This is a genomic window from Desulfosarcina sp., assembly GCF_033791525.1.
GTDB lineage: Bacteria > Desulfobacterota > Desulfobacteria > Desulfobacterales > Desulfosarcinaceae > Desulfosarcina.
This window is the reverse complement of the sequence record NZ_JASJGN010000261.1, coordinates 1-13792: the sequence shown is the minus strand read 5'-3', so window position 1 is coordinate 13792 and position 13792 is coordinate 1. Positions and strand designations below refer to the sequence as shown.

At 55.0% G+C, this 13792-nt stretch carries 9 protein-coding genes; 3 read left to right on the top strand and 6 right to left on the bottom strand.

Annotation, left to right across the window (positions count from 1 at the left end; translation table 11 throughout):
- A partial coding sequence (locus QNK41_RS13230) for a multiheme c-type cytochrome (RefSeq protein ID WP_319257675.1) occupies positions 1-1189 on the top strand: 1189 nt, incomplete at its 5' end.
- A gap of 138 nt (positions 1190-1327) precedes the next feature.
- Here QNK41_RS13230 and fusA read toward each other — a convergent pair.
- The 5 genes from fusA to QNK41_RS13205 form a co-directional block, all read right to left on the bottom strand.
- Positions 1328-3361: an elongation factor G gene (fusA, locus tag QNK41_RS13225; protein ID WP_319257673.1), complete on the bottom strand. Its 2034-nt coding sequence runs from the start codon at positions 3359-3361 to the stop codon at positions 1328-1330.
- Positions 3358-3894 (bottom strand): GerMN domain-containing protein, encoded by a 537-nt coding sequence (locus tag QNK41_RS13220; RefSeq protein ID WP_319257671.1) that lies wholly within the window; start codon positions 3892-3894, stop codon positions 3358-3360. The genes fusA and QNK41_RS13220 overlap by 4 nt, the downstream gene beginning before the upstream one ends.
- Positions 3895-4125: 231 nt before the next feature.
- The gene (locus QNK41_RS13215) at positions 4126-5094 is read right to left on the bottom strand and encodes an electron transfer flavoprotein subunit alpha/FixB family protein (protein ID WP_319257669.1); all 969 of its coding nucleotides are present in this window, start codon (positions 5092-5094) and stop codon (positions 4126-4128) included.
- Positions 5094-5882: an electron transfer flavoprotein subunit beta/FixA family protein gene (locus tag QNK41_RS13210; RefSeq protein WP_319257667.1), complete on the bottom strand. Its 789-nt coding sequence runs from the start codon at positions 5880-5882 to the stop codon at positions 5094-5096. The genes QNK41_RS13215 and QNK41_RS13210 overlap by 1 nt, the downstream gene beginning before the upstream one ends.
- Positions 5883-6123: 241 nt before the next feature.
- Entirely contained in the window at positions 6124-8190 is a 2067-nt protein-coding gene (locus tag QNK41_RS13205; RefSeq protein ID WP_319257665.1) for a (Fe-S)-binding protein, read from the bottom strand.
- 350 nt (positions 8191-8540) lie between these two features.
- On the opposite strand from QNK41_RS13205, the gene QNK41_RS13200 reads away from it, so the two are divergent.
- Positions 8541-10229 carry a long-chain fatty acid--CoA ligase gene (locus tag QNK41_RS13200; protein WP_319257663.1) on the top strand — a complete coding sequence of 563 codons (1689 nt, stop codon included), beginning with the start codon at positions 8541-8543 and terminating at the stop codon, positions 10227-10229.
- A 418-nt stretch (positions 10230-10647) separates the two neighbouring features.
- Here the strand turns inward: QNK41_RS13200 and QNK41_RS13195 are convergent, their stop codons facing one another.
- Positions 10648-12465: an acyl-CoA dehydrogenase gene (locus tag QNK41_RS13195; protein ID WP_319257662.1), complete on the bottom strand. Its 1818-nt coding sequence runs from the start codon at positions 12463-12465 to the stop codon at positions 10648-10650.
- 446 nt (positions 12466-12911) lie between these two features.
- Here QNK41_RS13195 and QNK41_RS13190 point away from each other — a divergent pair, with 446 nt between their 5' ends.
- Positions 12912-13289 carry a hypothetical protein gene (locus QNK41_RS13190; RefSeq protein WP_319257660.1) on the top strand — a complete coding sequence of 126 codons (378 nt, stop codon included), beginning with the start codon at positions 12912-12914 and terminating at the stop codon, positions 13287-13289.
- Positions 13290-13792: the final 503 nt, after the last annotated feature.

Sequence of the window (13792 nt, the reverse complement as noted above, 5' to 3'; positions counted from 1 at the left end):
CGGCACCGACCTCGATATCGCCAACGTGCTGGTCCAGAACCGCGTCGCCCTCGCCGAGGCCCGCCTCCCCGAGGAGGTCAAGCGCCGTGGCGTGACGGTCAAGAAACGATCCAGCGACATCACCATCTTCGCCGCCATCGTCTCCCCCAAGGACTGCTCCCGATGCCATCCGGACGAGGTGACCCAGTACAGCAAGAGCAAACACGCCAACACCATTGAGATCATATGGAAACTGGATCCCTGGCTGAACAAGGGCATGAACTCGGACAACGAGCGCAAGGTCGGCTGCCTGCACTGCCACGGCACCGTGGTGGCCATCGACGACAAGGGCAAGCTGGATCCCGCCACCTGGCCCAATGTGGGGGTGGGACGCTTGAACCTGGACGGCAGCAAGGGGTCGTGCACCTCCTGCCACACGCGGCATCGTTTTGCGGTGTCCGAGGCCAGAAAACCGGAAGCCTGCGATTCCTGCCACTTAGGCCCGGACCATCCCCAGATAGAGATCTACGAAGAGTCTAAACACGGTACGATTTACAATGCCTTCCAGGATGAGTTCAATTTCAAGGCCGCCGCCGGCACATGGACACCGGGCACCGACTACCGGGCTCCCACCTGCGCGGCCTGCCACATGAGCGGTTCGGGCAAGGTCATGGGAACCCACGATGTGACCGAGCGCCTCTCCTGGGAGACCCAGGCACCGCTGACGGTGCGTCCCCAGGATTTCAAGCCCTTCCCCTCGGGCACCGACTGGCAGGTGGAGCGGGACAAAATGAAAAATGTCTGCCGGTCGTGCCACGGCGATTCTTGGATCAACGACTTCTACCAGGGTTTCGACAAGGCCGTTGAAGAGTACAACGAGGTTTATTTCAAACCGGCCAAGGCAAAACTCGATGAGCTATACGAGAAGGGCCTACTGGACAAGACCAAGTTCTTCGACGAACGCTTGGAGGTAGAGTACTACGAGCTGTGGCATCACGAGGGGCGCCGGGCGCGCATGGGCACCATGATGATGGCCCCGGACTACGCCTGGTGGCACGGCTTCTACGAGTGCAAGCTGCGCTTTGCCAACTACATGGAAGAGGCCAACCACCTGATCGAAACCGGCCAGAAGGCATACATTGCCAAGGATTTCCCCAACGCCACCGGGGACACCACCCGGCCGGTGAAGATCTTCGGCAAGACCCAGTAAAAGCCGCTACGCTGTTACACATAAAAAGCCGTCCCGCTCAATGGGACGGCTTTTCTTGTTGTAGGTCTCCTATTGGATGGCTGTTCACGGGTTCAGCGTTAACCTCTGAACCTTGAACCCTTGTACGCTGAACCCTTGCTAATTCCGGTCAAACCGGGAGAACTGCATGGAAAAGGTTCCCCGTCCCTGGGTGGCCGAACGAAGGCTGGTGGAGTAGCCGAACATCTTGGCCAGCGGTACCGTCGCTTTGATGGTCTGAACCCCCAGCTTGGGTTCGATGGATTCGATTTTTCCGCCCCTGGCGTTGAGGTCCCCGATCACCTCCCCCATGAAGTCCTCGGGGACGATGACTTCCACGGCCATGATGGGATCCAGCAGGAATGCGTTCCCCTGGGATAGGGCCTCTCGCACCGCCATGGAGGCGGCCACGGTAAAGGCCAGTTCCGAGCCGTTGGTATCCCGGGCCCCGGCTCCGGTGAGCACCGCTTTCACGTCCACCACCGGATACCCCATGAGGATGCCGCTCTCTAACGACTCCATCACCCCTTTCTCAGCCGCTTTCACCAGTCCGGGGGCCAGTTCTTCCTCTGCCAGGCGTGATTCGAACTGTTTGCCTTCACCTCGCGACAGGGGTTCAAGTCGTAGGGCGATTTCGCCGTAATGGCGGTTGCCGGCGACCTCCTTGTCAAAAATCGCGGTGCCGGTAGCGGCTGATTCGATGGTTTCCCGATAGACAACCTGGGGCTTGCCCACGTTGACCCGGGTATTAAACTCACGCTGCATGCGGCTGGTGATGATTTCCAGGTGCAGTTCTCCCATGCCGGAAAGAATCGTCTGGCCGGTGTCTTCATCTTCCCGGACCCGCAAGGTGGGGTCTTCGGCCATGAACTTTTCCAGTACCTGCTGGAGCTTCTCCTGGTCGCTGTGGGTTTTGGGCTCAACGGCCACGGATATCACCGGTTCGTAAAAATCCATTTTTTCCAGCAGTACCGGATGTTCCTGCTGGCACAGGGTTTCGCCGGTTGAGGAATCCTTGAGCCCCACGACCCCGACAATGGCCCCCGGACCCACCGCGTCTACCCGCTCCCGCTTATTGGCATGCATTAAAAGTATGCGGGACAACTTCTCTTTTTTATTTCGGCTGGGATTATATACGTCTGTGCCGGCGGTGATTTTGCCGCTGTAGACCCGGACATAGGACAACTTCCGGCCTTCCACCATGGAAACTTTGAAAATCAGCGCCGCCAGAGGTGCTTTTTCATCCGGCCGGCAGAGGATGGTTTCTCCGGTTTCCGGATGAACCCCCTTGATGGCCGGTACCTCCGCCGGGCTGGGGAGGAATTGAACGATGGCATCCAAAAGGAGCTGTATTCCTTTATTTTTCAAAGCACTTCCACACAGCACCGGCACCAGTTTCAATGCGACTGTAGCCTTTCTGACGGCGGCCAGAATAGTCTCCGTGTCGATAGGTGCTTCGGCCAGGTAGGCTTCCATGATCCCGTCGTCGACCTCAGCGAGGGATTCCAACATCTGATCCCGGTATATTTCAGCATCTTCGCGGAATTCGGCATCGATATCCTCGGTACGGTAGCTGGCCCCAAGCGTGTCGTCGTCCCACCGGACCTGCTGCATGCGAATCAGATCGACAACACCGGAGAAGCTGTCTTCGGTACCCATCGGAATCTGGAGAATCAAGGTATTGGCTTTGAGACGGTCGCGCATCATTTTAACCGTACCGAAAAAATCGGCACCGATGCGGTCCAGTTTATTGATGAAGGCAATCTTGGGTACCTTGTAACGGTCGGCCTGGCGCCAGACCGTCTCCGACTGGGGTTCCACACCACCTACGGCACAGAAGACACCCACGGCCCCATCCAGCACACGCAGGGAGCGCTCCACCTCAATGGTAAAATCCACATGACCCGGCGTGTCGATGACCTGGATATCCCGCCCATTCCACTGGCAGGTGGTGACCGCTGAAGTGATGGTGATGCCCCGTTCCTGCTCGTCGGCCATCCAGTCCATTACCGCTTCACCGTCATGAACCTCGCCGAGCTTGTGGGATCGCCCCGTGTAGTAAAGGACCCGTTCGGTGACCGTTGTCTTACCGGCATCGATGTGAGCGATGATACCAATATTCCGAATATTATTCAGTTTGTCAGTTTTCTTCATCGTGTCAGCAGCATATCAGCGGTTAAGGGAAATTCTAGTGGAAGGTGGCCAGTCAGCGTCTGTGCCTCCGCTCCGTCAATGAGAATTTTTACCTGGTCGACCTCTGCAACGTTAAGGACCAGGGAATTGACAATGGAAAATAGTGTCAGTTGTTCCAGGCGGCAACTCCCAGAGTGGTTTTCCCGCAGATGAAGGGAAAAATCAACCACCGCCGTCCCATCTTCAAGCAGAAAAAAGGATCTCAGTCGGGTCTCTTTGGGTATGGTGGCCAGATTTCCACGCGCAGACCCCTTGATCAGTTCCAATACCAGCTGCCTGCCAAATGCCAAGGGTTCGCCAGGGTTGACCATCACACGCGCTTCGGCAATAAGAAATGACCGCTTCACATCGGCGAAATAGAGATGAACAACCTGCTTATCCCCTTCATCGGCAGCGCAACCCGGCAGCATTCCAGCACCATGAACCACCAGTCCGGCAATTATCAACCAGCTGACCATTCGCAAAGCGGTTATGCCGCCGTAAAGCACATTCATGGATGGTTTCCTGCTGCAAATCGTTATCCGCCATGGAAACGGGAGGTTGCCATGACCCGCGAAAGAACTCATGTATGCCAAGGACCCGGACATGTCAAGAACAACACGGGTGAAGGGAATTTGTCCCGGGTGGATCCGGCCGCCACCTGCGGATGGCGGGAGACACGATAAAAAAAGCGGGCCCCCACTTAACAAAGCAGGCGCCCGCCGGGTTATGGGAAGGACGGTAGTCTACGATTCCTTGATGGCATCAGTCAGTTCGGGCAGAAAATCGAGGATGTCGGCTTCGATGCCCACGTCGGCCATCTGGAAGATCGGCGCCTTGACGTTCTTGTTGATGGCCACGATAAACGGTGCGCCCTTGATGCCGCCCATGTGCTGGAAACTGCCGCTGATCCCGCAGGCCAGGTATACCTTGGGCTTGACCGTCTGCCCGGAGGTGCCCACCTGGCGGGATTTTTCCAGCCACTTGGCATCCACGATGGGCCGCGAGCAGGAGACCACGGCGCCCATGGCATCGGCCAGTTCCTGGGCGACTTCGATATTCTCTTCGTCTTCGATACCACGGCCCACAGAAACCAGCACGTCGGACTTGGTGATGTCCACATCCCCGACTTCGGCTTCCACGACTTCCAGGAAGGTGCGTTTGACCGTCAGGTCGCCGGCATCGCCGGAGCGGTCTTCAACACTGCCGCCGGCCGATTGGCTTTCATCGGGGGCAAAGGCGCCCGGCCGCAGGTTGACCACCGCGCCGCCGGACATGTCGGCAGTCACATGGGTGCTGACCATGCCCGAGTATTCCTGGCGGATCACCTTCAAAACGGTGCCGTCCACACCCTCGATACCCACCACGTCGGCCACGAAGGTCGAATCCAGCTTGATCGACAGGCCGGGGCCCAAGTCCATACCGAAGGTGTCGTTGGAAACCAGCACGATGGCATCGGCGGGCAGGACATTGACCAGCAGCTTGCGCACCACTTCGGCATTGGGGTAGGCCAGGGCGTCCAGGTTGAATTTGAGCACCTTGGCATAGGAGGCCGCCATCGCATCGGCCACCTTGTCGACCTCGGCACCCGAACCGGTGACGATGGCGGTGACGGCGGCATTGGCATCGATCTTTTTAGCCGCAGCAACCAGTTCCAGAGCCGAATCATCGGCCACGCCAGCCGTGTGTGTAGTGTATGCATAAATATCAGCCATTATTTCAACCCTCCTTTGGACTTCAAGAGTTCAATCAGCTTGGCAACGATCTCTTCGGAGCTGCCCTCGAGCATCTCGGCTCCCTCGCCCATTTCAGGCACGAAATAATCCAGCCGTTTGACCCGGGCGCCGGCGGCACCCAGGGTAGCGGCGTCAACACCCAGATCGGCGGCGCCATGCTGGGGGATCTCCACCGAGGCCACCTTGCGGATGCCGCGGATGCCCACGTAGCGGGGTTCGTTGATGCCGGTCTGGATCGACAGTACGCAGGGCAGCTGGATCTCGTTCATCTCCTGGTTGCCGCCTTCGATTTCACGGCCCACCTTGAGCTTGTCGCCGTCCACCTCGATCTTGTTCACCAGTGAGGCATAGGGGTAGTCCAGCATGGCCGCCAGCATGCCGCCCACCTCGGCGGCCCCGCCATCGGCCTGGGCACCGGTCAGGATCAGGTCGTACTTGCCCTTATCTACCGCCGCCTTGAGCAGGCTGGCGACGCCTTTGCCGTCCGACCCTTCGAAGGCGTCGTCGCAAAGCAACAACCCGTTGTCGGCCCCCATGGCCATCTCCCGGCGCAGCACCTCTTCGGATTCGTCGTCGCCCACGGTGATCACCGTAACGCTGCCGCCCACCTTGTCGCGGATCAAAATGGCCTCTTCCACCGCGTAGTTGTCCCATTCGTTGACCGAGTAGACCAGGTCGTCGCGCTCGATATCGCTGCCGTCGCGGTTCACCTCGATCTCGTTCTCAGCGGAATCGGGTACCCTTTTGACGCATACTAAGATCTCCATGTTTTCCTCCTATTAAGAATACTGATTACACATTCCCTTAGTAAGACAAGCTGAAAATAACAAATTCCAATATCCACCTGATCTTAAAATTGGGCCAAATAAATCTCAAATTTCAATATTCAAACAAGGGGCAGACCAACCGGTTTGGAATTTGAGATTAGGATCTTTGGGATTTGTCTGTGATTTGTGATTTGGTTATTGAAATTTTATCTTCATATAGAACTTAATATCAGAAACTGGCCTAAGCCATATGTTGTACGATCAATTCCGACAAATCAATGGCTTCCATCTTGCCTTCCAACCCGGCCACCTTGATCGCATCTTCCATGTTGACCAGGCAGAAGGGACAGGCCGTGACGATGACGTTGGCACCCGCTGTGGCGGCCATCTCCACACGCAGCACACCCATGCGCTGCTCTTCCTCGGGTTCGTAAAACAGCATCAGCCCACCGCCGCCGCAGCAAAAAGACCGGTCGCGGCAGCGCTCCATCTCCACCCGCTTCAACCCGTCGATGGCATCCAGGGCCGCCCGCGGGTCCTCGTAAACATCATTGTGGCGGCCCAGGTAACAGGGGTCGTGATAGGTGTAGACCTTGCCGTCGCCATTGCTGCCGGTCAGCCGGATGGCGCCGGATTTGACGTTGCGGGTGATGAACTGACTGATGTGTTCGACCGGCGGCAGTCCCTGGTAGTCATTTTTCAAGGCGTTGTAGGCATGCGGGTCGGCGGTGATGATGTGCTTGACCCCGCTGTCGAGAATAGCATCGGTGTTCATCTCCTTCATGGTCTGAAACAACATCTCTTCACCGAAACGCCGGATCTCGTTGCCGCTGTCTTTTTCCTGTTTGCCCAGGATACCCACGTCCGCACCGGCCCGGGAAAGAATGGTCGCCGTGGCCCGGCCGATCTCCTGCATGCGGTCATCATAGGATGTGATGCTGTCCACAAAATAAAGGGCCTCGGCCGGATCTTTGGCCAGGTCCTTGACGGTGACCCCCTCGGGCAGATCCTTGGTCCAGTCGGCGCGCTTCTTTTCCATCTTGCCCCAGGGGTTGCCGCGCTTTTCCAGGGCCTTTAATGGCTTTTGCAGGCTCTGGGGCACCATGCCCTCGTCCACCATGCCGCGACGAAGGTCGACGATCTTGTCGATGTACTCGATCCCGATGGGGCACTCCTGCTCGCAGGCCCCGCAGGTGGTGCAGGACCAGATCTCGTCCTCTTCGTAAATGCTGCCGATAAGATCCTCGCTTTTTTTGAACGGGCTGCCATAGGGATGGATGGGATAATTCTTAAATACCAGGTCGCGTCCCTTGATCGAGATGAAGCGCGGTGAAAGCGGCCGGCCCACGGCGTTGGCCGGGCAGTTGTCCGAGCAGCGGCCGCAGTCGGCGCACGAGTAAAAATCCAGGATGTGCTTCCAGGTGAAGTCCTCCAGCTTTTTTACGCCGAAAGATTCCAGATCGTCCAGCTGTTCATCGGTGACGCCGTGCTGAACCGGTTTGATGTTGCCCCGATCGATGCGCATGAAAAACACGTTGAACAGCGAGGTGATCACGTGGAAGTGTTTGCCCAGGGGCAGAAAGCACAGGAAAAAGAAGAAGGTCAGGTCGTGGACATAGTAGGCGGCGATGTGCAGGGTCTGCAGCGTCTCCACGGAGGTGGACAGCAGGGCCTGCTTTAACAGCCAGGCCAGGCTCATCGGTGCCAGGAACTCGGCGTGCAGCCCGGCCTGGGTGTTGGCGGCCACACTGCTGGCCTCGAACAGGCTTTCGGAAATCATCAGCGTCGAGATCAGGCCTAAAACGAACAGCGCTTCGGCCGTGTGGTCCTTGCCGTATTTAGCCGGCACGGCGTAGCGTTCCGGCTTGACCACGGCCCGCCGAAAGGCGGCGATGGCGCAGGCGACCAGTACGGCGGTGGCGGCATAGTCTTTCAGGAAATTATAGATGTGGCCAACCACCCCGTCAAATCCGGGCATGACGAAGCTTGGAAAAATGCCCATGACGACCAGGGAGCACGAACGGATGCTCAGGATCAGAAATCCGACAAAGATGACGATATGCACAACCCCGGCAAGCAGGTAGCGCGGCTGGCGATACTGGCCCAGCCAGATCTTCACCACGTTATAGATGCGCTGGGGAATACGGTCCGCTCGGCTGTCCGGGGCCGCCTTGACCAGCGGCGCCAGGCGGATGGCCATGATATAGGCAAAGACGGCAATCCCCACCAGGGGAATCAGGATCGAAAAAACCACTGTGGGGATGACAAGAAAAAAATACTTAGCCGGAGCGATCAACGCGTTTTCCATATTTTACCCTTGTTCTCCCTTCGGTTTCGTATTAAAATGCATAAAAATGAATGAGGATTCATTCAGTTTTTAACGACTGATTCCAATCCTGTCAAGAAAAAATTTTGGTGAAGATGTCCATCCCCACCCACTGACAGCAGTGGCGTCGTTATTTCTGCGAAAACAATTTATCGGGTTTTGCACCACCGAATGTGCACACGCCAAAGATAAAATTAACCATCAATTTTATTGACAAAAGCAGCGTCTCAAAATAGGTGACAACTGATTCAGCAGCACAAACTCCACCCAACAGGCATGCGGGCCTCATTTATTACGAACGCCCATTAAAAACAAGGAAAAAGGAGGTTCAAGTGAGCACAGACAATCCCTATCTGGAAAAACCGTGGCTGAACCACTACGAGGCAGGCGTTCCCGAACATGTTCAATATGAAAACATCTGCCTGCCGGAGTTCCTGAAGCGGTCGGCCGAGGCGTTCCCGGATAAAATGGCCCTGACATTTCAAGGTTATCAAATCAGCTTTAGCAAACTGAACGAAATGGCGGATCGATTTGCCGCTTGCCTGACCGACTTCGGGGTAAAAAAGGGAGACAGTGTGGCGATCCTGCTGCCCAATGTAATCCCTTGTGTGGCCGCCTACTATGCCATCCTGCGCATCGGCGCTATATCCGTGATGAACAACCCTTTGTATTCCGACCGGGAGTTGGAGCATCAGTTCAATGATTCCGGATCCAAAGTGCTGATCACCTTGGATCTGCTCGGCAACCGGATGATCGATCTTCGGCCAAAAACCAAGATCAAACAGATTATCTATACCAGTATCGGTGACTATCTCCCCTTTCCCAAAAATTTCCTTTTCCCTCTGGTGGGCAAGAAAAAAGGTCTGGCTGCCGACGTCAAACCGGCCGACAACCTTTACAAATGGAAAGCACTGATCGCACGCTATGCGCCCAACCCGCAACAGGTGGCGCTGGATTTTGATGCTGTGGCCATGTACCAGTATACCGGAGGTACCACAGGTGTTTCCAAGGGTGTCATGCTCACCCATGGCAACCTGAGCAAACAGACCCAGCATGTATCGGCCTGGTTTCCCACTTTCGGCGGCGATGAAATCATGCTCGGCGCCCTTCCTTTTTTCCACGTCTTCGGCCTATCCACCGCCATGAACCTGGCCATTTTCAAGGGTTGGGGGAACATCCTGGTACCCAAACCCCAAGCCCCTCAATTGTTGGAGGCCATCAGTAAATTCAAACCCACCTTTGCACCACTGGTGCCCACGATGTACATCGGCATGCTCGAACACCCTGATATTGCACAAGCAGATCTCACTTCCATCAAAGGCTGTTTTTCCGGCAGCGCCCCGCTGCCGGTGGAGGTAATCAGCGAGTTCGAAAAGAAAACCGGTGCGGTCATTGTCGAGGGTTTCGGAATGACCGAATCCTGCCCGGTAACCCACATCAATCCCTTCAAGGGCGATCGCAAAGTAGGCAGCGTAGGTATTCCCATTTCAGACACCCAAAGCCGTATCGTGGATCTTGGCGACGGGGTCACGGACGTTCCTGTGGGTGAAACCGGTGAACTCCTGGTCAAAGGCCCCCAGGTCATGAAGGGTTATTGGAACCGCCCCGACGCCACCGCGGAAACCCTCACCGACGGGTGGCTGCACACCGGCGATATCGCAAAAATGGACGAAGACGGCTATTTCTACATCGTTGATCGCAAGAAAGATATGATCATCTCCGGCGGCTTCAACGTTTATCCCCGGGATATCGAAGAGGTGTTTTTCGAACATCCCAAGGTGATGGAGGCCACTGTCATCGGCATTCCTCATCCCAAACGCGGCGAGGCGGTCAAAGTGTTCGTCGTGTTAAAGGAAGGCCAGACAGCCACCGCCGAAGAGCTGATGAAATATTGCGAAGACAAGCTGGCCAAGTACAAATGGCCCACGGAAATCGAATTCCGCGGGGAACTGCCCAAAACCAATGTGGGCAAGGTTCTCAAAAAAGATCTCAGAGTCATGGAGCAGCAAAAAAAACAATAGGGAACCGGCCGTGTTGGATGGGCCGCTGAGAACGGCAAATTACAAAGACGGGGGTTGCATCCAGATGCAACCCCCGTCTTCATTTGTTTTTTGTGAGCGTCGCCAGGTTCAGCGTTCAGGGTTTGCTTTCATTCGTTGACCGTGCGCATAGGCCACCGGGTTCCTGATGAATCCGCCAATCGCAACGCGAGTGGCCCCGCCAGGTAACTATTCATCTGATCAGCGTTTATCGTTAAATGATACTATTGCTGAAGTTCTGGTTCACCCTGAACCGCTGAACCGCTGAACCCAGAACCTTGAACCTTGAACCTTGAACCTTGAACCTTGAACCTTGAACCTTGAACCTTGAACCTTGAACCTTGAACCTTGAACCTTGAACCTTGAACCTTAGAACGGCAATTTTTTTTAGTTTATCGACTTATTTGCCGCCGAACGCGTCTTCGGTAATTTCTATGGACGCCTCGCAAGTGGTCATGATGGCGTCCATCTTGCCCATGGTAATGGGAAGCACGGCCTGCGTGAAATACTGCACGCTTTTCATCTGACCTTCGTAGAATGCCTGATCTTTTTTCTTGGCCCCTTTTTCCAGTTGGGTGGCCGCCACGACCCCTCGCCAAAGCAGCATCCAGGCCATCACCACGTCGCCGGAGGCCTCCATGAACGGGTGCGCAAAGGCAAAAGCGCTCATCACCTTGGGAGACATGGCGGTGGCGCCCAGGTGCATGGCCACTTCACCCAGGCGGTTAAGGGCCTTTTCCAGTCTGGCCGCGTAATCCTTCAGGCCGTCGAGTGCCTTGGCCTGGGCGATGGTCTTCTGGATCTCGACCATCAGGTCCATGATCGGTTTGCCCTTGTTCATGCCCAGTTTTCGGCCAAGCAGGTCCATGGCCTGAATGCCGTTGGTGCCTTCATAGATCATGGTGATGCGGCAATCCCGCAAAAGCTGTTCCTGGGGATACTCCCTGATATAACCATATCCGCCATAAACCTGCACGCCCGTACTGCACACTTCAAAGGCCTTGTCGGTGACGTATCCCTTACAGATGGGAATAAGCAGGTCCATCATGCCCTGCAGCCGGGTTTTTTCCGCCTCGTTATCGGTAACCGCGATCTGATCGGAAAGGAAGCCGGCATAGTAAAGCAGACTGCGCATGCCCTCCACGGATGACTTCATGGAGATGAGCATGCGACGAACATCCGGGTGCTGAATGATCGCTACAGACGGTGCGTTGGGATCCATCATCTGCAGCAGGTTCTTGCCCTGAATCCGTTCCCTGGCGTAATTGACCGCATTCATGTATGACGGGCTGGCGCAGCAGAATCCCTGCATCCCCACCAGCAGACGCGCCTCGTTCATCATCAGGAACATGGCCCGCATGCCCTTGTTCTCTTCGCCCAGCAGTTCGCCGACGCACTGGCCCTTGCCGCCTAAGGTCAATGAGCAGGTGGCGTTTCCGTTGATGCCCATCTTGTGCTCGATGCCCGTACAAACCACGTCGTTAAAATCGCCCAGACTGCCGTCGTCGTTGACCCGGTATTTGGGAACCAGAAAGAGAGAGATCCCTTTGGTGCCGGCGGGTGCCCCTTCGATCCGGGCCAGAACCGGATGAACGATGTTCTCCACCATGTCGTGATCACCGGCAGAGATAAAAATCTTGTTGCCGGAAATGGCGTATGTGCCGTCTTCATTTTTCACGGCGGTGGTGGTCAGGTTGCCGACATCGGAACCGGCTTCGGGTTCGGTGAGCAGCATGGTGCCGGTCCACTTTCCGGTAAACATGTTCTTTAAAAAGCGTTTCTTCTGCCGTTCCGTGCCGAAGGCCTCCACCAGCAGGGCGGCGCCGTGAGTAAGCCCAGGATACATCATGAACGCATAGTTGGCACCATTGAAATAGTCACCCGCAGCCAAGGCCACAGTCCGGGGCATCCCCTGTCCGCCATATTCCGGATCCTCGGGCATGGCCACCCATTCACCTTCGACGAACAGGTCGTATGCGCGTTTGAAGCTTTCCGGAACGAATACCTGGCCGTTTTCAAGCCGGCATCCCTGCTCGTCGCCCTCCTTGAAGGTGGGAAGAATTTCTTTAATTGCCAGATTACGGGCTTCACTGATGATCAAATCTACGGTCTTCTTGTTGAATTCCGCGTACTTTTCATGTTCGCTCAACGCACCGACGTTCAACTGTTCATGAAGCACGAAATCAACATCTCTCCTGTCAGCGATTACCTGTGCCATGGTCTATCCTCTCCTTGTTGACTGGTGGATCCGTCGTCGATTCGGGCACGAACGGCGCCATCCGGTTATGTATTGAACCCTCCCCGCGGCAAGCCGCGAGGAATGTTCTGCCTGTAACGGCAGTGCTGCGCAGCACCGTAAGGATGAATAGCAACCCCGTTATGCACTGGACCAATAATACCTATTTCGAATCTTTTCTCTCCTTGTCTGTTCTAAACAAGTGGCTCACGATTTATCGACATCAATCACGATATTTCCGCATTTTAATTGCTTTTCGCTATCACTCAGAAACTTAGGAATGGATAGTGTGCCCGCCCTTTAAAATTAAACTGTGATTATAGATGGTTAAAAAATTTCGCGCATTGGCATACCTTCTGCTTCTTGTATTGGCTAAGCCCGTTCCATTTAATGGCTGATACTTGAGGCCAAATGAGAGAGGAGGAACGATGAAAACAACAGGTTTTAAACCAAAAATTGTGACCGTCCTGGCAACCCTGGCATTTTTCAGCATCTCCGCCCCAACCATCGTTTCTGAATTCTTCCCGCTTGATGTCTGGGAAGAGATAGAAGCCTGGGAACAAACCACCATGGCCGCTCTTGATCCCGATATTGCAGTGCATAACGAAGCAACGCCGTTGGTCGTTGATGATGCCGAAATGGTCAATGCGTCTTTCCCATTTGATGTGTGGGAAGAACTGAATGATCACGGCGGTAACGATTGGAGCGCTTTGAAAAATTGGAAAGCATTCAATTTAAATTATGGCACTGCGAAAGAAGACAGGACGAACCCATACTGGCTGCCCGAAGAGCTTAGAAATCGGTAATTCACAACGACATTGAAATCAGAAAGTCCCGTTCATGAAGTGCGAAGTCCTCTCCTTTTTCGTTCCCTTGAAAGCGTTGCATAAACCAACAATAAGCGCAGCCCAAATATCAATTCGGGTATAACCAAGCAATGCTGCTGAAGCTTAGCTTCGCTCTTAAAAGAAGATGTAAGATCTGTAGCTTGACGGATAGACCCCAGAATTCAGAAAGGAGGAGGCCATGCATCCCAAAACTCTCTATGGGTGGTATAATAAGATTGTACGAGATTACCCTTACAATGAAAAAACGGCACACATACTCGACCACACATTTAAGCCTAGCTCCCGTTTGCTATCTACTCTGGCAGATCGGGAGGGGAGAACCAAATCATCTGAAAGGTCCGTTCATGAAATAAGATGATCGTTCACACGTCATTCCAATGAAACCCAAACAAGCGATTCACCTTTCTCGAAGAAGGTCGATTGGTAACGATCACGGTTGGGTACCATCGATTGTTGTATTC